This window comes from Aquidulcibacter sp. (genome assembly GCF_049239865.1).
Lineage (GTDB): Bacteria > Pseudomonadota > Alphaproteobacteria > Caulobacterales > Aquidulcibacteraceae > Aquidulcibacter.
Window position 1 is genome coordinate 25,881 of the sequence record NZ_JBMLTR010000134.1, and the last position, 21,196, is coordinate 47,076.

Annotated in this window: 21 protein-coding genes; 9 read left to right on the forward strand and 12 right to left on the reverse strand. The window is 55.2% G+C overall.

Annotated features, from left to right (window positions below):
* The first annotated feature begins 76 nt into the window (after positions 1 to 76).
* Both ACOVRA_RS09905 and ACOVRA_RS09910 read left to right on the forward strand, forming a co-directional pair.
* The gene (locus ACOVRA_RS09905) at positions 77 to 754 is read left to right on the forward strand and encodes a response regulator transcription factor (RefSeq protein ID WP_421720152.1); all 678 of its coding nucleotides are present in this window, start codon (positions 77 to 79) and stop codon (positions 752 to 754) included.
* Entirely contained in the window at positions 754 to 2,124 is a 1,371-nt protein-coding gene (locus ACOVRA_RS09910; RefSeq protein ID WP_421720153.1) for a sensor histidine kinase, read from the forward strand. Before ACOVRA_RS09905 ends, ACOVRA_RS09910 begins: the two co-directional genes overlap by 1 nt.
* 35 nt (positions 2,125 to 2,159) lie before the next feature.
* Here the strand turns inward: ACOVRA_RS09910 and ACOVRA_RS09915 are convergent, their stop codons facing one another.
* From ACOVRA_RS09915 to ACOVRA_RS09935, 5 genes are all read right to left on the reverse strand, one after another.
* The gene (locus ACOVRA_RS09915; RefSeq protein ID WP_421720154.1) at positions 2,160 to 2,834 is read right to left on the reverse strand and encodes an HAD family hydrolase; all 675 of its coding nucleotides are present in this window, start codon (positions 2,832 to 2,834) and stop codon (positions 2,160 to 2,162) included.
* A 117-nt stretch (positions 2,835 to 2,951) separates the two neighbouring features.
* Positions 2,952 to 3,185, reverse strand: a complete 234-nt coding sequence (locus ACOVRA_RS09920) for a DUF2805 domain-containing protein (protein ID WP_421720155.1) — start codon at positions 3,183 to 3,185, stop codon at positions 2,952 to 2,954.
* Positions 3,172 to 4,707, reverse strand: coding sequence for a cryptochrome/photolyase family protein (locus tag ACOVRA_RS09925; RefSeq protein WP_421720156.1), 1,536 nt, complete (start codon positions 4,705 to 4,707; stop codon positions 3,172 to 3,174). The genes ACOVRA_RS09920 and ACOVRA_RS09925 overlap by 14 nt, the downstream gene beginning before the upstream one ends.
* Before the next feature lie 74 nt (positions 4,708 to 4,781).
* Positions 4,782 to 5,717 carry a hypothetical protein gene (locus tag ACOVRA_RS09930; RefSeq protein WP_421720157.1) on the reverse strand — a complete coding sequence of 312 codons (936 nt, stop codon included), beginning with the start codon at positions 5,715 to 5,717 and terminating at the stop codon, positions 4,782 to 4,784.
* Positions 5,707 to 6,057 carry a PadR family transcriptional regulator gene (locus tag ACOVRA_RS09935; protein WP_421720158.1) on the reverse strand — a complete coding sequence of 117 codons (351 nt, stop codon included), beginning with the start codon at positions 6,055 to 6,057 and terminating at the stop codon, positions 5,707 to 5,709. Before ACOVRA_RS09935 ends, ACOVRA_RS09930 begins: the two co-directional genes overlap by 11 nt.
* Positions 6,058 to 6,172: 115 nt before the next feature.
* Between ACOVRA_RS09935 and ACOVRA_RS09940 the strand changes: the two genes are divergently transcribed.
* Both ACOVRA_RS09940 and ACOVRA_RS09945 read left to right on the forward strand, forming a co-directional pair.
* Positions 6,173 to 6,610, forward strand: coding sequence for an OmpA family protein (locus ACOVRA_RS09940; RefSeq protein ID WP_421720159.1), 438 nt, complete (start codon positions 6,173 to 6,175; stop codon positions 6,608 to 6,610).
* Entirely contained in the window at positions 6,610 to 6,993 is a 384-nt protein-coding gene (locus ACOVRA_RS09945) for a glyoxalase (RefSeq protein ID WP_421720160.1), read from the forward strand. Before ACOVRA_RS09940 ends, ACOVRA_RS09945 begins: the two co-directional genes overlap by 1 nt.
* Before the next feature lie 31 nt (positions 6,994 to 7,024).
* On the opposite strand, the gene cobA is transcribed toward ACOVRA_RS09945, so the two are convergent.
* The 3 genes from cobA to ACOVRA_RS09960 are packed head-to-tail and all read right to left on the reverse strand — an operon-like array spanning position 7,025 to position 10,106.
* The gene (gene cobA, locus ACOVRA_RS09950) at positions 7,025 to 7,801 is read right to left on the reverse strand and encodes a uroporphyrinogen-III C-methyltransferase (protein WP_421720161.1); all 777 of its coding nucleotides are present in this window, start codon (positions 7,799 to 7,801) and stop codon (positions 7,025 to 7,027) included.
* Positions 7,798 to 8,415 carry a DUF934 domain-containing protein gene (locus tag ACOVRA_RS09955; protein ID WP_421720162.1) on the reverse strand — a complete coding sequence of 206 codons (618 nt, stop codon included), beginning with the start codon at positions 8,413 to 8,415 and terminating at the stop codon, positions 7,798 to 7,800. The genes cobA and ACOVRA_RS09955 overlap by 4 nt, the downstream gene beginning before the upstream one ends.
* Entirely contained in the window at positions 8,412 to 10,106 is a 1,695-nt protein-coding gene (locus ACOVRA_RS09960; protein ID WP_421720163.1) for a nitrite/sulfite reductase, read from the reverse strand. Before ACOVRA_RS09960 ends, ACOVRA_RS09955 begins: the two co-directional genes overlap by 4 nt.
* A gap of 238 nt (positions 10,107 to 10,344) precedes the next feature.
* On the opposite strand from ACOVRA_RS09960, the gene ACOVRA_RS09965 reads away from it, so the two are divergent.
* From ACOVRA_RS09965 to ACOVRA_RS09975, 3 genes are read left to right on the forward strand one after another with little or no spacing between them, the layout of a single operon-like run.
* Complete coding sequence (locus ACOVRA_RS09965; RefSeq protein WP_421720164.1) at positions 10,345 to 11,094, forward strand: phosphoadenylyl-sulfate reductase; 750 nt, start codon at positions 10,345 to 10,347, stop codon at positions 11,092 to 11,094.
* Positions 11,091 to 11,999: a sulfate adenylyltransferase subunit CysD gene (gene cysD, locus ACOVRA_RS09970; protein ID WP_421720165.1), complete on the forward strand. Its 909-nt coding sequence runs from the start codon at positions 11,091 to 11,093 to the stop codon at positions 11,997 to 11,999. The genes ACOVRA_RS09965 and cysD overlap by 4 nt, the downstream gene beginning before the upstream one ends.
* Entirely contained in the window at positions 11,999 to 13,270 is a 1,272-nt protein-coding gene (locus ACOVRA_RS09975) for a sulfate adenylyltransferase subunit 1 (protein WP_421720166.1), read from the forward strand. The genes cysD and ACOVRA_RS09975 overlap by 1 nt, the downstream gene beginning before the upstream one ends.
* Positions 13,271 to 13,297: 27 nt before the next feature.
* Here ACOVRA_RS09975 and ACOVRA_RS09980 read toward each other — a convergent pair whose 3' ends face one another.
* Positions 13,298 to 14,068 carry a nuclear transport factor 2 family protein gene (locus ACOVRA_RS09980; protein ID WP_421720167.1) on the reverse strand — a complete coding sequence of 257 codons (771 nt, stop codon included), beginning with the start codon at positions 14,066 to 14,068 and terminating at the stop codon, positions 13,298 to 13,300.
* A 92-nt stretch (positions 14,069 to 14,160) separates the two neighbouring features.
* On the opposite strand from ACOVRA_RS09980, the gene ACOVRA_RS09985 reads away from it, so the two are divergent.
* A complete protein-coding gene (locus ACOVRA_RS09985) occupies positions 14,161 to 14,535 on the forward strand; it encodes a winged helix-turn-helix transcriptional regulator (protein WP_421720168.1) in 375 nt (124 codons plus the stop codon).
* Between the two features lie 185 nt (positions 14,536 to 14,720).
* Complete coding sequence (locus tag ACOVRA_RS09990) at positions 14,721 to 15,668, forward strand: hypothetical protein (RefSeq protein WP_421720169.1); 948 nt, start codon at positions 14,721 to 14,723, stop codon at positions 15,666 to 15,668.
* 11 nt (positions 15,669 to 15,679) lie between these two features.
* Here the strand turns inward: ACOVRA_RS09990 and ACOVRA_RS09995 are convergent, their stop codons facing one another.
* The 3 genes from ACOVRA_RS09995 to ACOVRA_RS10005 all read right to left on the reverse strand — a co-directional run bounded on the left by ACOVRA_RS09995 (position 15,680) and on the right by ACOVRA_RS10005 (position 21,169).
* A complete protein-coding gene (locus ACOVRA_RS09995) occupies positions 15,680 to 16,840 on the reverse strand; it encodes an AAA family ATPase (RefSeq protein WP_421720177.1) in 1,161 nt (386 codons plus the stop codon).
* A gap of 168 nt (positions 16,841 to 17,008) precedes the next feature.
* On the reverse strand, positions 17,009 to 19,750 hold the full coding sequence (locus ACOVRA_RS10000; RefSeq protein ID WP_421720170.1) for a TonB-dependent receptor plug domain-containing protein: 2,742 nt from the start codon (positions 19,748 to 19,750) through the stop codon (positions 17,009 to 17,011).
* A gap of 309 nt (positions 19,751 to 20,059) precedes the next feature.
* Positions 20,060 to 21,169, reverse strand: coding sequence for a pyridoxal phosphate-dependent aminotransferase (locus ACOVRA_RS10005; protein ID WP_290804352.1), 1,110 nt, complete (start codon positions 21,167 to 21,169; stop codon positions 20,060 to 20,062).
* Positions 21,170 to 21,196: the final 27 nt, after the last annotated feature.

Sequence of the window (21,196 nt, forward strand, 5' to 3'; positions counted from 1 at the left end):
GAAGAAGCAGAATCCTGATCGACTTTGTCAGGAAACTGTCAGTTACTTTCAGCTAGAGGAAGTGCTCGGAGGATAAATGCGCGTTCTAATCATAGAAGATGAACCAGAGATTGGTTCTATACTTGTACGCGCATTGGATCGAGCGGGATTTCTGCCGACACTTGTTTCAGATGGCGAGGCAGGTTGGGCCAAAGGCGATACAGAACCATTCATTTTCGCCATTCTGGACATGAACCTGCCAAAGTTGGATGGTCTTTCAATTCTAAAGCGATGGAGAGCCGATGGGGTAAAGCTTCCTGTGCTGGTGGCCTCCGCTCGCGGCAGTTGGACAGAACGCGTTGATGCCCTTAACGCCGGGGCAGACGATTACATCGTCAAGCCATTCATTCTGGACGAGGTTATTGCTCGTATTCATGCGGTTCTGCGCCGTGGGGCAGGGCAGGCAGAAAATCTGATACGGGACGGTGACCTTACGATTGATTTGCGCTTTCGCAGTGTCTCGGATGGGACTGGACAGATCGACTTGACCCCTTTGGAGTTCCGAATACTGACGGCACTCATCCGAGCGCCAGGCGAGACCATCTCTCAAGCCAGCCTCTGCGAGGATGTTTACGGTGATCATGAATTGCGTCGGGAGAACGCCATCGAAGCAGCAGTGATGCGCTTGCGTCGAAAGATCGGACCCGACAGGATTATGACGCGCCGCGGCTACGGCTACATGTGGAACCCAAAAGAACCGATAGGGCAGAAGTGATGGTCAAGTCGTTACGCTTCGGGCTTTGGTCTGTCGGTCTTGCAAGCGCAATCATTCTGCCACTGATCTCCGCAATCGGATTTCGGGCGGCATTTGAACACCACGTCCAACAGAGCACCATTGCCGAACTTGAGGCCGATTTGCGCTTCATGACACGTGGGCTGAAGCTGGAAAATGGCGTTGTGACCTTGGTGCCAAAGACTTTGCCGGATCCGAGGTTTGAGGAGCCATTATCAGGCCTCTACTGGCAGGTCGTCGACGATAAATCCAAAGCCATCGTCAGGTCAGGGTCGCTGGTGACATTTACCATGGAACTCCCGAACGACATTCTACCCTTGAACACAGTCCATCGACATGCCGCAGAAGGACCAGATGGCGTGGACCTACTCTTGCTGGAGCGCAGGATTCCTGAAGGAGTTGAAGGGAAGCATAGCTGGCGATTTGCAGTGGCAATTGATCGAGAGCTGTTAGAGGGCCAAGTCGATGCCATCATGCTGGACACGGCACCCGTCTTCATCCTGTTAGGCATGGGTTTGTTGATCATCACCTTTGTGCAGGGCAGCATGCTCATGGGCCCATTGAATAAAGCATCACATGCGTTGGCTTTAGTGCGCTCAGGCCGTCAAGAACGTCTCACGGAAATGGTTCCCATCGAGTTGGACACGTTCGCGCGCGATTTTGACGCCCTCCTTGATGCCGGTGAGCGTCATGCGCGCGAAGCACGCGAACGCGCAGCGGACCTAGCCCACAGTCTTCGAACGCCATTGGCAGTCCTATTGGCACGCGCGGACGAAATCGAAACGTCTGGCCAAGCCAATGCGGCCGCAACCATAAGAGATATTGTGAGCGATCTTGAACATCGGGCCACACGTGATTTGGCGCGCGCCAATATTCATGGTCCAACCCTTGGACGCCTCGTTGAGATTTCCCTCGCCCCGATCATCCATCAGATCGCTAATGCACTGGCGCGCACGAGCGCGACCGAAAATCTAACGTGGGATGTCCAAGTCGATCCAGAGCACAAGATTCGAATAGACCAAAGCGACTTGACCGAGCTGGTTGGATCGCTCCTCGACAATGCACGCAAATGGGCCAGGACGCGGATTGCCATCGCGACGGTAGCCGATCATGCAAATCTTCGAATCCTGATCGACGATGATGGACCAGGCATTGAACCGCACCAGCGCCGCATGGCACTGGCACGCGGGCAAAAATTTGATTCCAGTCTCAGTGGGACAGGCTTGGGCTTGAGCATTGCTCAAGAGATCGTCCAAGCCTATGGCGGCGATTTGGAACTTTCCGATGGCAATCTGGGTGGGTTACGCGTCTCCATCACCCTTCCAAACCCCGCTGCGACATCAAATAGCTAAAACGAGGGGTTACGTCCTCCCTGACCGTTGCGACACTAGCCTGCGATCCCAAGTTCCGCGTGCAAGAGCTCAAGTATTTCGGGCATCGTGAGTGCAATCCTATGGGCACCCGCATCCACGAGCGCAGACGCGGGCGTTTCACGCGCAAAGCCAATCACGTACATTCCAGCACGCACTGCTGCCAACACACCATTGGGACTATCTTCTATCGCCAGACAATCGCAGGGAGCATAGCCCGCCTTTCGCGCAGCGAGCAGGTAAACATCCGGGGACGGCTTAGCTTCGGCCACTTCTGTCGCCGAACTAATCTGGTCTCCGAAATAGCCAAGCAAACCCACTTTGGCCAAATTGGCGAAGATCTTGGTCCTCTCCCCACTCGACGCTACAGCCATAGGAATTGCGCGAGCGGCCAAATCTGCCAAAACCAATGCAACACTCGGAATCGCTTGCAGCTCCGCTTCAAATCGCGCAGTGATCCGCTCATGGTTCTGCGCAATCTCTTCGGCTGTGATCGCGCGGCCAATCCGTTGTTCGATCACGGCAAACATGGCCGCATCGGATAAGCCCAAGAAACGAGCCCGTGCTTCAGCCGCGTCCATCTGCCAACCAAGCTCCGAAATCCAAGCAGCGCCCACTTCATTGGCGATGGACTCGGAGTCGACCAAAACCCCGTCGCAATCAAAAATCACGAGCTTGGGCTGATGTTGCATGATTACCGATCTGACCTAGAAGAGATGTTACAAGACTCTGTCATTATGCACGGCGTGGGCTGGATGGCCAAGCGCTGTGCCGCCAGTGAAATGGCGGCTCTCATGGTGCAAATACAGCTATGCTAAGGTTTTTGCGGATTTGTAATGGGCGCGGCGATCCCCAAAGTCACGCACCCGCTTGCGCCACGCGCGATAGCTGCCGGGGCGAAGGTTGGTTCGCATCAGTGCTTTGACTTGGTCAGGGCCAAGCCCATAGAGGTTCCGGATATGGTCAAAACTGACATGGTCGCTCAACGCCATCGCGATGACTTCACTGACAGCTGTTGCGTCGAGGGGTTCACAGGCGGCCATTATCTAAGGCCTCTAATATACGTTGTGAATCGACTTTTATCTCCTCACGCCGGACCGTGCCCATTTTGCGCCAGGTAGCATAGACTGGGCCCATGCGCGGATTGCTGCCAAGTTTGTCTTCATTGCGCCCGATGAAGTCCCAATAGAGCGGGTTGAACGGGCAAGCTTGCGGACCCGCCTTGACCGCAGGGGCATAGGCACAGCGCGCGCAATAATCACTCATCTTGTTGATGTAAGCGCCACTGGCCGCATAGGGTTTAGAAGCCATGATGCCGCCATCCGCATAAAGCGCCATGCCGATCGTATTGGGCATTTCCACCCACTCAAAGGCGTCAGCATAGACACTCAAATACCACTCATGCACTTCATGGGGATCAAGGCCCGCCAGCAATGCGAAGTTTCCTGTGACCATCAAGCGCTGAATATGATGGGCGTAAGCCTCGCGCTTGGTCTGACCGACGGCTGCACGCATGCAAGCCATTTTTGTTTGCCCAGTCCAATAGAGGGCGGGCAGGGGGCGCTTGGCTTCGAGATGATTGAAGCCTTGATAGTCGGGTGCATGCAGCCAATAAATGCCGCGCACATATTCGCGCCACCCAATTATCTGTCGGATAAATCCCTCAACAGCTGCCAAGGGCGCGCGGCCCGCCCGCCATTCCAATTCTGCTCTGCGACACAGATCGAGAGGCTCCAACAAACCAAGGTTGAGATAGAGCGACAGCACCGCATGATTGAGGAAGGCTTGGCCTTCCAGCATCGCATCTTGGGTCTCGCCAAAACGGGGCAAGTGATGGGCCAGGAAATGATCGCGGGCTAGCTCTGCCTCGGTGGCCGAAGTAGCAAACCAAAATGGCTCTAGGTCGCCAAAGTGATCAGCGAAGCGAACGGCTACCAAATCAATGACCTCTTGCGTCAGCGCCGAAGGCGGAAACTGGCGCGGAGGCAGCATGAATAAATCGGGCTTGGCGGGCTTGCGGTTATCATGGTCGAAATTCCAACGGCCGCCAGCAGGCTGATCACCCTCCATCAGAAGGCCCGTCTGACGGCGCATGTCGCGATAGAAATGCTCCATCACAAAGCTTTTCCGACCTGAAGCCCAAGCGCGAAATCTTGGCTCATCACAAAGAAAGCGATCATCGTCGAGCAGCGACACGTTGAGGTCGAGACTTTCCGCCCATTGCCGCTGCATCTCTAGCACCCGCCATTCTGAAGCCCGCGTCATGGCTAGGGAATCTGGCCGATGCCGCAGGATGGCACGCTCTAGCTCACCTCCGAAAGTGCCCATATTGGCTGGATCATCCATCTTAACGTAATCGACGATGAACCCTTGACCGCGGAGGGTTTCAGCAAAGCTGCGCATGGATGCCAAAATGAATGCGATCTTCTTCTTGTGATGGCGAACGGAGACCGCTTCAGCCTGCACTTCCACCATCAAAATGATATCGCTCGTGGGATCGGATCCACGCAAGACAGAGATTTTCTGGGAGAGCTGATCCCCTAATACAAAGCGCAAGGTTTTCATGAAGTGCTCGGGACCCAATTCAATAACCAGAGCTAGGCCGGCTGCACCATATTTCTAGTGGGTGATGTGGAATATTAGAGCGGTTTTGGTACCGACGTGCTGCGAGTTGAAAGATGATCGCGCCATTTCAACCAAACATCGACGCATGTAATACCAGCAATCAAAACAACCCAGAACTTCATGGATTGATCGGTCGGCAACGCAACAAAGATTGGGCCAACAAGAACCACCCATAAGCTAATCAAGGCAATCGCGAGCGATAGGGCCAGTGCGACTTTGCGGGTTGATGGCCTCCAACGTCCTTCGATCGCGGCAACTCCATAGGTTACAAGGCCGACGATTAGCGCGCCCCATAAGAAGGGCGCACGATCCGACAAAAATTGGTCATCATAAGTAAAGGCATAGACAAGGGCCGCGGGGCTTTGACCGCCTAAAAGCAGGTCGGAGAAAGCAATTGGGTTCATCAGAATGAGTAGGCCCAACGATCCGGCCACCAAGGCAGATAACGCCAAAGGTCGCGAAACATTGTCTGGGTTTCGCACGGCGGGAAGCTTGGCAGGCTTCCATGCAAAGAGTTTTGGTTGGGCCCGACGCAGCGCCCCAAGACCCCAGAAGCACGCAAGCAAGACTCCAAGAACCAAGAAGACTGCGTCCCTCAATCCGACTTGCAAACGTGCCGCGGTTTGATCTGGGGAAGACAGTGCGATGCTGAGTGTCAAAACCGTTAGCCCCAATATCAGGCCAAGAGCTAGTTTTGAGAACAAGCGCGTATCCACTGCCTCAATTATCGGGGCAGGACGATGATATCGAAGCGCCACCTCTTGCGGTGGGCCAAACGCGAGAATTCGTTCCTTGACCAACTGAAGGGTTGGCGCGCTATCGCCAGAAAGCGCCTGAATATCATCCTGTAAAGGCGCATGGAGTTCAGCACGCACATCGGCTTGCATGGACTGGGGCAAACACGCGGCTACCGCATGCGCATAGCGCAAGATCATGTCGTCAGACGTCATTCAGAGGTCCTTCCTTAAATAGGTTTTCCATCACGGCGGATAGGTTCCGCCAGGAATTTACAAGCTGAGGATAGAGCCTGCGGCCTTCGTCACTCAGCACATAATAGCGGCGAGGGGGGCCATCCTCGATCCGCCACTCACTGGTCAAAAGACCTTGAGATTCCAACCGACGCAGCAAGGGATAAAGTGTCCCTTCTTCAATCTCCATTCCCTGTTCGGTCAGCTTTTGGCGCAAGGAATAACCATATTGCGCCGTGACAAGCTGGGACAGCGTTGCCAGCGCAATCACGCCCCGTCGAAGGTCGCCCTCGAACTTAAAGAAAGGGTCATCAGTTACCATGCACGACTCATTACTGTATCATACACAGTATGTCCAGATGGCTTGTCAGTGGTTCAGGCTTAGCCTAGCTTAACAAGCATTGATTGACCGGGGGCGGTCCATTAGGGGGGCACGAATGGGAAAGCAGCATTTAAGCGTAAAGATAGGCTGTGGTCTGATTGGCCTCACACTGTTGGCGGCCGGTTGTGCGACAAATCCACCAAAGTCGGACGCCATCGTTCTGGGCGATGAAATCTGCGCGGGAGAGGCGACACGTATCTATTTTCCCCATGGCGAAAGCGTCCTTGGTACCTTAGCTGCGCAAGTTGTGGTGCGGCTTCAAGATCAATTGGCCCAATGTCCCAAGCGCCGCATCGTGTTGGTGTCGATTTCCGGCGATGACGGGCCACCTTCTAGCTTGGAGAACCGCGAAGAGCGTGCGGCCATTGTGCGACAGATCCTAGTCAGTCGCGGTATTGCCGAAAACCGCATCACCGCAATTGCACAAGGCCCCATGGTCGACCAAGCACCCAAAGGCCCAATCGGTGGCGTCCTGATCTTTACGCGACCTTGATGGCAAATCAGGACCCCGTCGGTGCCTTTGCAATCGTGCCAACCAACGACTTGGTCGCAACGATCTCGTTTTGGGAGCGCTTGGGATTTGAACGGGTTGGTGGCGACAAGCACTATGTCATCCTGACTGGTTGGGACTGCGAAGTTCATGTGACCCAAGCCGGCGAAGGGCCTTGGGCCGTTCCCGTGGATCATAACCCATTTGGTGTTTTCATTCGGACTCCGCATGTCGACGAGATAGCTGCGCGTGTTGATGATTTGATCATCCGACCCGGCGGTGTTCTGCGCCATCGCGACTGGGGCATGTATGAATTCGCCGTCGCAGCACCCGATGGCCTACTTGTCCGCATCGGTTGGCCGTCGAGTTTGGTTAGGACTGGCTAAGAAAGTTCGACAGGCAATCACTGTGCTTAAGCTACCCGACCGATGAAGTAAGCGGTCCCACCATTTGATCAAGACCCAGCATATCGACATCCACCTTGGCCTCAGCAAACACCTCGCCAATCATCATCAGCACGGGTCCAGAGCCAACCTTTAGCGCTAAGTCTGGTAGGTCTGCTAAAGGCCCTTTGACATTGAAGCTGGACGGCCGCGAGACATCTTCAGCCAAGACGACCGGCAGGGTGGCGGGCATGCCTAGATTAAGCAAGGTATCGCGGATCCAAACCGCATCACCCCGGCCCATATAAATGACCGCCGTGTCGGCGGCCGCAACTGCTTTGGCCCAAGCAGGGGAAGCTTGGCTGCCGCGCGCCACAGTTGGCGTCACAAAGGTCACCGAGCGAGAAACGCCGCGTTGCGTAAGAGAAGTTGATAAAGCCGACGCCGCACCAAAGGCGGCAGTAATCCCGGGCACGACCGAAACGGGGATGCCGGCTTGCACGCAGGCCTCAATCTCTTCATGGGCGCGGCCAAACAACATCGGATCGCCGCCCTTGAGACGCACGACCAGCTTGTGCTTAGAGGCAGTGGAGACCAAGAGGCGATTGATCAAAGCCTGATCCATTGAGACCCGACCGCCGCGCTTGCCAACCGGCACCATTTTAGCCTGAGGGGCGAGGGCTAAAATCTCATCCGTCACTAAGGCGTCATAGAGGATGACGTCCGCCCGCTCGATCAAGCGCAGGGCGCGGACCGTCAGAAGATCCGCAGCACCTGGCCCCGCGCCAACCAGATAGACCTGACCGATCACGCAGCTTCTCTTTCCAGATTGGCCTGCGTCGCCAACACAAAATCGCGCTCGTCTGCCGCCCATTGATAGACAGCGGGGAAAGTTTCAAAGGCGCGCTTTGCGGCTTCCACATCTTGGTCGCCGCGCAAGGCAAAGCTATCAATGCCGCAACGGGCCATAGCAAACAGTTGGTCGATCAAGACATCACCGACGCCGCGAATTTCGCCCTTAAAGCCCAAGCGCGAACGCAACAAGGTCGCAATGGAGTAACCACGGCCATCGCTGAACTTAGCAAACTCGACCGCGATCACGGCCACACCATCTAAGTGCCCTGCCAAAGCCAATGGGTCATCGGTTGGCATCAAAACGATCCCAACAGGTGCTGCCAACGAAGCGCCATCGCGCGCCAACCATTCCGGAAGCGTTAGCAGAGTGCCATGCTCCCAAGCCGACACGCTGGGCGCTTCGGGTTGTTTGACGTTGGGGCGAATGAGGCTGCGCACATCGCCTTGGCCTTGATTGATCAATTCCATATTCGGCAGTGGATTAGCGGCTGGGGCAGGGCGAAACGCGCCTTCTGGTAAAGGAAATGCGCGCACGTCGCCAAGCGAAAAGAGTTTCAACAAAGTGCTCATGAGTTTGCTTCCTGAATTTGGGGGGAGGGGGAAGTCGGAGAGGTATCGGATTGGAAGGCGGCATCATGGAAAGCCGTCTTGCCGAGGCGTTCCACGGCATCGATGAACAACTCACCGCTAGTGCGGTTTTCCAGATAGAAGTTTGTCATGCGTTCGATGGTGGGGGCCACGGCCTCGCGCGGAATGGCTTTGCCGACAATTTGGCCAAGTGCGGTTCTGGTGTCGGTGCGGCCGCCGATGAGGATTTGGTACCATTCCTCATCCTTCTTATCGACGCCCAGAATACCAATGTGGCCGACATGGTGGTGGCCACAGGCATTGATACAGCCCGACATTTTGATTGCCAGTGTGCCAATATCTTGCGCCTTGGCGGCAAGGGTTTCTTGCACGGCGGCGGCGACAGGAATGGACTTCGCGTTTGCCAAAGCACAATAATCGCCGCCGGGGCAGCAGATGATGTCGGTCGCAAGGCCTACATTTGGCTCTGACAGACCGAGGGTTTCCAGCGCTTGGTAGAGGGTCCACAGTTCGGAACGTGCCACATCGGCCAACACCAAATTCTGGTGATGGGAAACACGGATTTGCCCGAAGGAAAAGCGGTCAGCCAAATCGGCAACCGCGTCCATCTGGTCGCTGGTGGCATCACCCGGTGCAATACCGAGGGGCTTTAGACTAATGGTGACCGCGCCATAAGCGTCGCGCTTGTGCTTGGCGACATTGCGTTTAACCCAAGCATTGAAACGTGGATCAGCCAAACGGTGACGGGCTTCATCCTGATCGCCAGTTGTCGCGCTGTGATAAGCCGGCGCGCCAAAGAAGGCGGTCATACGCTCAAGTTCGGAAGCCGCCAAAGTTGCAGGACCACCTTGGAGATGGGCAAACTCCTGCTCAACTTCTCCGCCAAAGCGTTCAGGACCGAGCGCATCCACCAGAATCTTGATGCGGGCCTTGTAGATATTGTCGCGCCGACCCCAACGATTATAGGTGCGCAGGACCGCTTCGGTATAAGACAGCATATCGCGCCAATGCAGGCCGGTCTTGATTACAGGCGCGACGCGCGGCGTACGGCCTTGCCCACCCCCAACCTTCACAGTCAATCGAACTTCGCCGGCCTCGTCGCGGTAGACATCAAAGGCGAGGTCATGCACTTCACTGGCAGCGCGGTCTTCAACCGCCCCATTATAAGCGACTTTGAATTTGCGCGGCAGGAAGGCAAACTCTGGATTGAGTGTCGACCACTGACGCATCAGTTCTGCTAATGGACGGGGGTCGACGCGCTCATCATGGGCGACACCGGCTAGATGGTCGGTCGTGACATTACGGATACAGCTGCCGCTGGTTTGGATCGCATGCATTTGCACGCTGGCCAAATCAGCCAAAATCTCATGCACCTGCTCCAGCTTGACCCAGTTAAACTGAATGTTCTGGCGTGTGGTGAAATGGCCAAAGCCGCGATCATACTTTCGGCCAATCTGGGCCAACATACGCAATTGGCGCGACGAAAGCAGGCCATAGGGGATCGCAACGCGCAGCAAAGGCGAATGACGCTCTACATAGACGCCATTCTGCAAGCGCAGCGGTTTAAACTCGTCCTCCGAGATCCGGCCGCTTAAATAGCGTTCGGTCTGGTCGGCGAATTGTCTGACCCGCGCGTCTACGATGCTTTGGTCGATGGCATTATAAATATACATTCAGGGCCCTTTATCTGAGGGCTATATCTGGGCTCCCCCGCGCGCGAACAATGCCGATCCGCTTAAGGTGTCTATTAGAAGACCTGATAGATGCCGCAAAACAGGGGGTTTCGAGGGGTTTTGATAGGTTTGCTAATGGCAGCGTGCAGCTTCCGTCGGTCGTTTAAAGCGCGCGCTCTGCCTAAGTCAGCTCTGCAAGTTTCGGTTTCCTGCCGAAGTTTCCAGAAAGATGCCGACGATGATCCTCCTCGATCAGACACACAAAGCAACCAGCCTAGCCCCCGACCCAGAGCGGCTCGTCCCGCTCACGTTGCGGCTAGAGGCAAGTCTGCGTGCCATTGGCGGGCAGGGCCGAGTAGCTTTGGCCAGCTCGCTTTCGGCCGAAGACATGGTGCTAACCGATGTAATTGCCCGACTGGGGCTGAACATTGAAGTCTTCACCCTTCAGACGGGCCGGCTTCATCCAGACACGGTCGCCATGATTGAGAGGACCGAGACCCGTTATGGCTTGACCATCCACCAATTCGAACCTGAAGCGACCGCGCTGGCTGATTTTGTCTCGGCCTTTGGCCTCAATGGTTTCTACGAAAGCTTGGAAGCGCGGAAGGCCTGTTGTGGGGTCCGCAAGCTTGAGCCTTTGGGGCGTGCACTTGGTGGTTACGACGCATGGATCACAGGCCAGCGGCGCGACCAAGCCCTGACGCGCGATCGTTTGGAAGAGCGCGAGCAGGATACAGCTCACGACCTGGTTAAATATAATCCGCTGGCCGCTTGGAATTGGGCCGACATTTTGGCCTATGCCGAGCAGTTTCAAGTCCCCCTCAATCCACTCCATGCACGCGGCTATGTGTCCATCGGTTGCGACCCCTGCACGCGTGCCATTCGGCCCGGTGAGCATGCGCGCGACGGTCGCTGGTGGTGGGAAAATGCCGACACCAAGGAGTGCGGCTTGCACCAGAACAATCATAATCAGGAAAAAATCGCATGACCTTCTTTAGCCGTCTCCTCCACCTCGACCGCCTCGAATCGGAGGCCATCTACATTTTGCGCGAAGCCGCAGCCCAAAGCCGCAACCCGGCGCTCTTATTCTCTGGCGGCAAAGATAGCGCCGTCCTATTGCATCTGGCGCTAAAGGCCTCCCGGCCGGAAAAACTGCCTTTCCCGTTGTTGCATGTCGATACGGGCCATAATTTTGAGGGCGTCACCGAATTCCGTGATGAGACAGCGGCGAGATTGGGTGAGCGCTTGGTGGTCGCCCATGTCGAAGACTCCATCCAGCGCGGCAGTGTGCGCTTGGCCTCGCCCACGGCTAGTCGCAATGCGGCGCAAGCCGTGACGCTTCTTGAAGCGATTGAAACCCATGGTTTTGACTTGTTGCTCGGTGGTGCCCGACGCGATGAAGACAAGGCGCGGGCAAAAGAACGCGTGTTCAGTCACCGCGATGCCTTTGGTGCGTGGAACCCCAAGTCACAACGGCCCGAGCTCTGGGACCTTTATAATGGTCGCCTGCAAGCGGGGGAGAACTTCCGTGTATTCCCCCTATCCAATTGGACCGAGCTGGACATCTGGACCTATATTGAGCGCGAGAAAATCGCACTGCCCAGCCTCTATTTCGCCCATGTGCGGCCCGTCGTGCGCGACGGCGATTATTGGCGGCCCGTCACTTCCGTAACCCCAGCCGCAGAGGGCCAAGAGGTTGAGCACCGCCTCGTGCGCTTCCGGACCGTGGGCGACATGACCTGCACCTGTCCAATCGAGAGCGATGCCGCAGATGTCGCCGCCATCATAGCTGAAACGCGCCTCAGCACGCTATCGGAGCGTGGTGCCACCCGCATGGATGACAAGGTCAATGAGGCCGCCATGGAACGGCGCAAGCGGGAAGGTTACTTCTGATGACACAAGCTCAAACCAAACTCGTCCGCATTGTCACAGCTGGCAGCGTCGATGATGGCAAGTCAACCTTGATTGGTCGCATTCTCCACGATTCCAAAGCGCTCATGAGCGACCAAGTCGATGCGCTATCGAACGCCCGCTATAGCCGAGCCGAAGAGGGCGACCTTGATTTGTCCTTTGTCACTGACGGCTTGGAGAGCGAGCGCGAGCAGGGCATTACGATTGATGTCGCCTACCGCTATTTTGCCACCCCCCAGTCGTCCTTCATTGTCATTGATGCACCGGGCCATGAGCAATATACACGTAATATGGTGACAGGGGCGAGCAATGCCGATGTCGCCATCGTGCTGGTTGATGCATCGCGCCTGCACCAAGGCGCACTCAAAGTCCAAACCCGTCGCCACGCAACCATTGCCCACTTGCTCGGCCTCAAGGTCGTGTTCGCGGTCAATAAGATGGACCTCGTCAATTGGTCTCAGCAGGTCTTCCAAGAAGTTGAGACAAGCCTGCAACGCTTGAGCCGTAGCCTTGGGATCACCAACCCCTCTATCGTGCCAATCAATGCGCGTTCTGGCGACAATGTTGTGACGACCAGTCCTGCTGCGCCTTGGTACCAAGGAGCCTCACTTTTAGATATACTTCAAAACCAAGGTGAGGGGACAGATTTGTGCGATCTTCCCTTTCGTTTTTCGATCCAACGCGTCGTACGCCTGGACGGTCATAAGCTTGAGGCACAGCGCGGCTATGCTGGACGCATTGCCTCTGGACATGTGGCCGTAGGCGACGAGGTCTTGGTAGGGCCGCATCGCCGTCCAACCAAGGTGGCTCGCATTGAAACTTACGACCAAAGCTTGGGCCGTGCTGAAGCAGGGCAGTCTGTCACGCTCTATACCGAAGATGACGTCGATGCTGCCCGTGGTGACCTGCTGACAGGTGGTGATGCAACCTATGCCAACCGAGTAACAGCCGACCTATGCTGGTTGGACGATCAGGCTTGGGACCCGCGCCGCCGATATCTCTTGCAACAAGGCACCGCGAGCATAACCTCTCGAATTGAAAGCGTCTTGCACATTCGCGATATGCGTGACCTCTCTGAAGTGCGCGGTGATCAGGCTCTGAAGCTGAATGACATCGCCTTGGTCCAACTACAAACCCAGACCCCGATTTTGGCCGATCTGTTTCAAGATAATCCCAAGACTGGGGCTTTCATTCTGATTGATCCCGAAACCAACCAAACAGCCGCCGCCGGCATGATACGTGGGGTGGCCTAAAGCCACCCCAGCATCATTGTTTGCCGATTAGAATTTGCCGTTAGAATGGGGCATGTCATCAGGGATGGTTGATAAGGTGTCCCAATGTTCGACAATTTTGCCATCTTCGATCCGGAACAGATCGAAGAAAGCGGTGGGAATCTCACCGAGTTTACCTTCAGAAGCGGTGAAGACGAAATTGCCTTCAGCCACGATTAGGGGCGTGCGGGCATAGGTCATGGCTTGGCCTGCCTCGGCAAAGGCCTGCATCGCCGCACCCAACCCGTCGAGACCATCTGCAACCAATGGATTGTGCTGGGTGTAGTGGGTGGTCGAGATATAGTCCGTCACCCGCTCTGGTGCGCGGCCTTGCAAGACTTCCCGCACGAACCCTTCAATCAAGACTTTATTGCTCGCGGTCTTATCCAGATCTTTTATGTCTGCCGCACCATCGGTCATGCCATGGCCCGACGCAGTCTGTGTGACGTGCGGCTGCAGATTGTCCCAATGCTCGGCTACCTTGCCGTCTTCCACGCGGAAAACATCAAAGGCAACCAATGTATCGCCACCAAAGGCCTGTGCATTCTCATACGTACCGTGGAGCACGACGAGATCGCCTTCGCAGATGACGCGATGGATTGTGCACCTTATGCCACTCTCCTTAAGGGCAGGAATAAAGCCAATTATGGGTTCAGCCCCAGTGGGAACACCGACATTATGTTGGATGTAATCTGTTGCCAGCAGCGACTGCGCCTTTGCTTGGTCAAAATCGGCGAAAATGGCTTGGACAGCACTTAAAGCAATCTCGCGAGGGGTCATTTCTGCATCTCCAAAAGGTAGTTTCTCGGTTGAAGATTCTGCAGTACTATTCTAATACTTAGTGTCAATTACGTACTAAAAGGGTACCTAGTATGCTTCCCATAACCGTCACCACAGAAGAAGAGAGCGGGCTTTGTCCCGTGCGCAATATCCTCGTCACCGTTACTGGCAAATGGAGTTCGCTGATCCTGTTGTCGCTCGAAGACGGTCCTCGACGCTTTTCGGCGATCAAGCGCGTGATCGGTGACATCACCCAACGCGTCCTGACTGAAAACCTCCGCGCCCTTGAGCGTGACGGCTATCTCACGCGTGAAGTTATCTCCGGCCCTCCCGTCGAGGTACATTATCAACTCACCCCAATGGGGTCGGATATTGTTGCGCGCTTTATTCCCTTAGTGACCTGGGCGGCGGAGCATTATGATGCGGTACAGGCTGCGCGGAAGCGGTTTGATGCGGGGTCTCGATAGCAATTTTTTCCGTTAGACTACTCAGCATTTGAACCAATCACGCAAACCTCTTGAAAGCAATTTCACTTAAACGTGGCTTCTACTCTAAATGGCGGGGGCGTCACTTGATTATTCGATCTCTTTTTATTTTGGCGGGTTTGGCCAGTCTTTCGAATTGCACTTCCCAAGCTGTTGCATCCCAACCTGTGCGCGAAGTCACAAGCGCGCAGGATGAAATCGACTATCGCAACACCGTTTTCGCTAAGGTCGAAAGCCTAATGGTAGCTAACGACTTCACAGCATTGACAGCACTCGAAGAAAGCTACCGCACCAGTCGCTCACGCACCATGAACGGTTATTGGAATTTAGGACTGTTTCACGCCAAGGTGGACAGCTTTTTAGGAGATGGCCTGACAGTGGAGAAGGGTTGTCTCCCTCTCAAGGCAGATTTTGTCGCGCGCTGGAAAGCTGCTTCCCCCAATAGTCCGGCACCCATCATCGCTGAAGCCAGTATGCTGGAAGCCCAAGGCTGGTGTTACCGCGGCAATGGCTTTGCCGACACAGTCACACCCGAGGCTTGGCCGAAATTTAGAGGGGCTTTGCAATCGGCTTACGAAATCCTCGAGGCCAATAAGAAGATCGCGTCAGTCAATCCGGAATATTATGCTGTGCTAGCCTCGATCTATCGTGGCGTAAGTGCACCAGAGGACAAATTCAAAAACTTGATGGACGAAGCGGCTAAGCGGGAACCGGCCTATTTCCGGACCTACTTCAACGCTGTCTGGTTTTATATGCCGCAATGGGGTGGCAGTTGGGGTGAGGTTGGTCGCTTCTTACGTTTTGCCGCCAAGAAGTCTGAAAAGACCGAAGGGAGCGGGGTCTATATCCGTATCCTATGGAATCTTGAGGCCTGCAATTGCGACATCATCAAAGAAGTTGCGGATTGGCCGACCCTGCAAGCCTCTATGCGCGATGTTTATCAGCGCTATCCCAATGGACGAAACCGCGAGTACTTCATGAAGCTCTCCTGCAAAATGGACAAGCCACAAGAGGCCTTTGAGCTGGCCCAAATGGGCTTTCCAGAGAAGCGCAGAGACGAGCTCAACTCAATGACCATGCAGGCGTGTAGCGAGGCGATGGCAGAGGCGAAATAGCAGTCGCGCTCTTAGGATCGACTTGGCCACTGCCAGCTTGGCCGGTCTGGGCCTGAAATAACAGTCTCTCCCAATTGCTTACTCAACTCGAACATCACCACGTCCCGCTCGTCGGAGAAAGCCTGCACGAGGATTGGAGCGTGGGTCACTATGATCAACTGTGTGCTACTGGCGGCAGTGCGCATTAGGCGAGCAAGGGGTGCCAAGAGGTCTGGGTGCAAACTCGTCTCCGGCTCGTTCAAGACCATGAGGGAAGGGGGGTCTGGCGACAATAAGGCAGCGACCAGCAACAGATAGCGCAACGTGCCGTCGGAAAGCTCCGCCACCCGCAAGGGACGTAACAGGCCATATTGGCGGAGCTGAATTTCAAAATAGCCGTCTTCCTTCCCAATGATTTCTACTTCTGCCCGATCAAAGGCGTCAGCAATTGCGGCATCAAAGGCCGCTCCGTCGCCGATCTCACGAATGGTTTGGATGGCAGCAGCTAAGTCTGCCCCATTACTTGCCAAGACAGGTGTATAAGTTCCGATCTGCGGCTGCCGAGCAGGGGCCCCCACGTCGGTTCGCAAATGATCATAATAGCGCCAGCTGCGCAGGCGTTCGCGCATGTGCAAGAGTTCCAGCCCATCTCGCGGATCGCTGCAATGCGTCATCATGGAATCAAAGGCTGCCAAATTGGTGTAGGCTTGCTGCCATTGGCCCTGCTCATCGCGCAGGCGAACACCGGGGCCATTGCGAAGTGCAATTGAATTCGAGCGGCCCAAGGTCTCACCAAGCCACACGGCTTCCGCTTTAATCGCTGGGTCGCGCGCGAAGGCGGAACGCGATGGGATCGGCAAGCCTAAGTCGATAGCATAACCATAATCCTCGCCTGAGAATCCAAGCTTCAAGGCGATTGGGCCTTGGCGCTGCGTGCCTTGAACTGGCATCTCTTGGCGTTTCATGGCACCGGAGAAGGCTTCGGGGCCGGCCCAAAGGGTGGAATTAAGGCCGCCTTCTTGCGCAAGAGATTGGATGACACGTCCCTGTGCCACATCGCCTAGGAGACGCAGGGCGCGGTATACATTCGACTTCCCCGCACCATTTGGGCCAGTAACCACATTGATCTTGCCAAGCGCCAACACGCAATCGCGCAAGGATCGATAGCCTGAAATAGCCAGCTTCGAAATCATCAACTATCGATCCAATAAACTAAAAGCACGTGCGCTATGCTCATCTTACGTTAAAGCTAGATTGGCCTCAATCCATGTCATAAATCTTACTTGGAAATCCATTTTTCCGCACAAGCAAATGGGCGGATCAGAGACCCGCCCATCCAAATTTCAAACTGATGAACCAGCTTAGAACGTCTTTTTGATCTTCAGATAATAATAGGTACCTTGCCAATCCACGAGTGAGTCAGACCGGTAGACCCGGCCATTGCCCGTCTCACCCAGACGTGCAGCACCTTCGTCTGGATATTCGTTTGTGATGTTACGAGCACCCAAAGTGACAATCACATCTTTGGGGAAGTCGTAAGAGACTTCCATATCGATCAGGACCTCGCTGCCCAGCTTTTGTTTGATCAGGCCTTCTGGATAGACCGTGCTGGTTGGGCATTTGAAGACGCTGATCGGCTGCGAGGTCAAGCAATTGGATGCGGTATATTCGCCCCAATAATTGGCGCGCAGCATGCCGGAGAATTTGCCAATTGAGTGGTTGATCGTGAAGTTTGATTTGAACTCGGGCACGCCATTTTCAAAGTCATAGACATCCTCTTCCAAGAACAGGAGCGCTGAGGGCGAGCCAATCAGAATGTCACCGACTTTAAAGGTGTTGTAGTTCGCGCTGAGCGTGAAATTGGTTTTACCATAATCGCCAAAGTCAGCCCGATAGGTGCCCACAAAGTCGACGCCCTTGGTGACGGAGTCAAACGCATTCTGGAAGAATTGCACGGCACCAATCGTGTTAGCACCGGGCACATTGGCGGCGATCAGGGCCGCTTGAATGGTCGGTGTTACGGTGATGGAGCGCGTCGCATAGAACTGGCCCTCAATGTCGATTTGGTAGAAGTCGAGGGTGAAGTTAAAGTCACCCACAGCTGCTGTGACACCTGCCGAGTAATTCTTCGACCGCTCGGGTTCCAGTGGCTTTGCCCCAAGGAAGAGCGAGACCGGGTTGGTGGCCGGGAAGAGGCCCGAGGCGACAGGTTCACTGGCTGGGAAGCGGGTGGATACGTTAGCCGTCGACAATTGTCCGGGCGTTGGTGCGCGGAACCCTGTGCCGATGGAAGCGCGAAGATTGATGTCGTCGGTCAACTCGTAACGCGCGGCAATCTTGCCGTCCGTCGTAGAGCCAAAGTCTTCATAATCTTCAAACCGACCTGCGACGCCGACGAACAGCTTGTCGGTGACATCGGCTTCAAGGTCGACATAGACGGCATAGCTGGCCCGGTCGATCGCGCCCGAATAGTCCGGATTGTTGCCGGGGAAGCCGTCAGAGCCAACGCCTAAGAGGCGATAGACTGGATCACTGGCGCTGGCGCAATTGAGCGTTGAGCCCGCAGCAATGACGGCAAGACCGGCCGCGGTTGGTGTGCGCGTCGCAATCGGCTGGGCCAAGTTACAGAAGCCCCAAGGGTCTGGCTTGGCATAAGGTCCTGCCGCCCAAGATGCACGATCACCCTCTACCAATTCATAGCCTTCAGAGCGATATTCTGCGCCATAGGATATGGTCAGTGGCGAGGCAAACATGGCAACCGGCAACTCATATGAGAAGTCGAGGTTGAAGGCCGTCTCATCTGCGACCAGATCACCCGGGCTAAAGGAGGTTGGCGACGCTGGCCCGTAAGAGGGGTTTTGCGTTTCAGACAGACCATACGAAATCTTGTTGTAACCATAGCGAATGGTAGCATCATAAGACCAGCGGGCGGATAGATCGCCCCGAACGCCCGCCGTCAACGAATAGTCGATGACATTGCCGGAGAAGCGCGGCGTGTAGCCTGCGGGGAATTTGGAAGTCCCTGTCCAAGTCGTACCATTTTGCAAGCGTATCGCCGGACCCAGCGTGCCTTGGCTGCCGTTCGGATTCGGCGTTTGGCCAAACTCAGGATCTGGGAAGCGATAATTGAAATCACCACTGCCTTCTGAGTTTGAGTAATTGGCAAAGGCATAGAGGTCGATCTTGTCAGAGACCTTATAGCCCGCATTCACAAACGAGCGGAACGCGACATTCTCCGGCTGACCCCAGATTTGCACGTTACTGGTATTGTTACGTGTGCCCGGACCGAACAGGCCTGCGAATTGTGGATAGGTGGCGCGATAAAGAGCGACATCAAAGCCTGAACCAACACCCGTTGCCGTATCAAATTGCGGACTTTGCGCGCGCGACCATTGATCGCCACGATTGGTGCCCTTGGCGGAATTGGCTTCGACACTGATGCTGACAAAGCCAGACTCGCCGATGGGCAAACCGAGATTGCCGGATACGGTAATGTCGTCGCCGTCGCCTTCAGTATATTGACCCATGGAAGCGCTGAGCTCTCCGCCTGAGTCATTGTCTTTCAGGATGAAGTTCAACACCCCTGCAATAGCATCAGAGCCATATTGAGCCGCTGCACCATCGCGCAAGACTTCGACCGTCTTCAAGGCAGAGGCGGGAATGGTCGCCACGTCGGGTCCCTGCGTGCCACTGCCGCCAATCGTCACCAAGGCCGCCCGGTGGCGGCGCTTTGAATTGACCAAGACCAAGGTCTTGTCCGAAGTAAGCCCCCGCAAGGTCGCCGGTCGAATGAAGGTTGCGCCGTCCGAGATCGGTTGTCGAAACGTGTTGAAGGACGGCACCAAGGTTTTTAGCACGTCTTGCGTATCGGTGAAGGCGACAGCCGTGATCGCTTCACTGGTCAAGACGTCCACTGGAACTGCTGAGTCTGCAACCGTCCGCCCCCGCGTTCTGGTTCCAGTCACAACGACCACTTCACCCACTTTTGTTGTATCTGCGCTGGTGGCCTCTTGTGCCTGAGATACCGCTGGAAGCGTTACCCCGACAGCCAGAAGGCTAACCGCCACTGCAAGGCCACTGGCCCCATTTTTAAATTTCAGCATCGTTCATCCCCTCATCGGTCCCTGCCATGGGACCGCGTTGAATTTCTCGATGGCTGTTTCCCCAGCTTCATGTTTTGCCAGGTCGAAATGTAAGTCTAGTTGATTCGAATAATTTAATGAAAATGATGCATCATAGGCCAAAAAATCATCTTTATTAGGAAAAAACGCCTAATTTTTATGCCGAAAATCATTGAATTAGTCGAAGGATTTTCTAAATCAAAATATGGGCATGCAGGATTGCTCTGCATGCCCATTATTAGAGTCTGATTGTGAAGCCCGACCAAAGTCAGGGACCTCGACTAGGATGATTTAAGCGCGGATGACCTCCGGCAGCGCCTTACAATAACGCTCCACATCCGGCAGCTTACCCATGCTTACCCGGCTCCAATTGGTGTGTGTGCCATAGACGCCGCGGATCAAGATCTTCTTTGCTTCCATGCGCTCGCGCACAATATTGGCATTCATGCCAACATTGACCCAGACAAAATTGGTAGCGGAGGGCAAGGCGGTCAGGCCTGCGCTCTTCACAGCCGCCATGACCATCTCACGGGCTTCAACAATCTTGGCGCGCGAATAAGTCAAGAAAGGCTCGTCATTGTAGCAAGCAACAGCGCCGGCGAGGCCAACACTATTCATGCCACCCATGACATAGGGGCGGATCTTGGCAATATTGGCCGGTGTCGAAATCACATAGCCGACGCGGATGCCCGCCATGCCATAGATTTTCGAGAAGGTACGGGTGATCGCGATGTTATGGCCCGCACGGATCAGGTCCACGACCGAATTGGAAACAGGCTGCTCTGAAAGCTCAATATAGGCTTCATCAATTAGGACAGTCGTCTTCGCCGAAGCTGCCTTAGCAAAAGCGTGAATGTCAGCAGCCTTCTCCAAAATACCTGTCGGGTTGTTCGGGTTGCACACCGAGATCAACGATGTCGCGGGCGTAATCGCAGCTTCCATCGCGACAAAGTCATGCGAGTAGTCAGCCTTCAACGGAACGCGAACAGTCTTTACGCCCTTGTCTTCTGCAAACTTGAAATAAGCATCCCAGAACAAATTCGTGCTGATCAAGGTGCCCTTCATGCCATAGGCGAGCGCAATGGCATTGAGCAATTCACCTGAGCCCGATGAGACGATGATGTGATCGGGCGTCACGCCGTGGCGTTCGGCAATCATTTCCATGAGGCGTTGGATCCCGCCGCCAGGATAATAGGCACCAGTCGACAGGGCCTCTGTCATGGCCTTGATCGCGCTTGGCGCAGGGCCATACGGATTTTCGTTCAAGCCAAGCCGCGCAACCCCAGGTGCCGGGCCTAGCAGCGGCGGCGCAACAGCTTCAGCTGCCGAGGCAGTCTTAGCTAAACTTAGGGCCGCACCGCCTGCGGCTGCCCCCAATAGCAAACGTCTTGAAAGATCCATCGCCTTCACTCCTTTTCCCTGTTTGTT

Excerpts from the sequence above, each read along its gene's own strand:
- ACOVRA_RS09905 (WP_421720152.1), top strand. The coding sequence starts at position 77 with ATGCGCGTTCTAATCATAGAAGATGAACCAGAGATTGGTTCTATACTT.
- ACOVRA_RS09910 (WP_421720153.1), top strand. The coding sequence starts at position 754 with ATGGTCAAGTCGTTACGCTTCGGGCTTTGGTCTGTCGGTCTTGCAAGC.
- ACOVRA_RS09915 (WP_421720154.1), bottom strand. The coding sequence starts at position 2,834 with ATGCAACATCAGCCCAAGCTCGTGATTTTTGATTGCGACGGGGTTTTG.
- ACOVRA_RS09920 (WP_421720155.1), bottom strand. The coding sequence starts at position 3,185 with ATGGCCGCCTGTGAACCCCTCGACGCAACAGCTGTCAGTGAAGTCATC.
- ACOVRA_RS09925 (WP_421720156.1), bottom strand. The coding sequence starts at position 4,707 with ATGAAAACCTTGCGCTTTGTATTAGGGGATCAGCTCTCCCAGAAAATC.
- ACOVRA_RS09930 (WP_421720157.1), bottom strand. The coding sequence starts at position 5,717 with ATGACGTCTGACGACATGATCTTGCGCTATGCGCATGCGGTAGCCGCG.
- ACOVRA_RS09935 (WP_421720158.1), bottom strand. The coding sequence starts at position 6,057 with ATGGTAACTGATGACCCTTTCTTTAAGTTCGAGGGCGACCTTCGACGG.
- ACOVRA_RS09940 (WP_421720159.1), top strand. The coding sequence starts at position 6,173 with ATGGGAAAGCAGCATTTAAGCGTAAAGATAGGCTGTGGTCTGATTGGC.
- ACOVRA_RS09945 (WP_421720160.1), top strand. The coding sequence starts at position 6,610 with ATGGCAAATCAGGACCCCGTCGGTGCCTTTGCAATCGTGCCAACCAAC.
- ACOVRA_RS09955 (WP_421720162.1), bottom strand. The coding sequence starts at position 8,415 with ATGAGCACTTTGTTGAAACTCTTTTCGCTTGGCGACGTGCGCGCATTT.
- ACOVRA_RS09960 (WP_421720163.1), bottom strand. The coding sequence starts at position 10,106 with ATGTATATTTATAATGCCATCGACCAAAGCATCGTAGACGCGCGGGTC.
- ACOVRA_RS09965 (WP_421720164.1), top strand. The coding sequence starts at position 10,345 with ATGATCCTCCTCGATCAGACACACAAAGCAACCAGCCTAGCCCCCGAC.
- cysD (WP_421720165.1), top strand. The coding sequence starts at position 11,091 with ATGACCTTCTTTAGCCGTCTCCTCCACCTCGACCGCCTCGAATCGGAG.
- ACOVRA_RS09975 (WP_421720166.1), top strand. The coding sequence starts at position 11,999 with ATGACACAAGCTCAAACCAAACTCGTCCGCATTGTCACAGCTGGCAGC.
- ACOVRA_RS09980 (WP_421720167.1), bottom strand. The coding sequence starts at position 14,068 with ATGACCCCTCGCGAGATTGCTTTAAGTGCTGTCCAAGCCATTTTCGCC.
- ACOVRA_RS09985 (WP_421720168.1), top strand. The coding sequence starts at position 14,161 with ATGCTTCCCATAACCGTCACCACAGAAGAAGAGAGCGGGCTTTGTCCC.
- ACOVRA_RS09995 (WP_421720177.1), bottom strand. The coding sequence starts at position 16,840 with ATGATTTCGAAGCTGGCTATTTCAGGCTATCGATCCTTGCGCGATTGC.
- ACOVRA_RS10000 (WP_421720170.1), bottom strand. The coding sequence starts at position 19,750 with ATGCTGAAATTTAAAAATGGGGCCAGTGGCCTTGCAGTGGCGGTTAGC.
- ACOVRA_RS10005 (WP_290804352.1), bottom strand. The coding sequence starts at position 21,169 with ATGGATCTTTCAAGACGTTTGCTATTGGGGGCAGCCGCAGGCGGTGCG.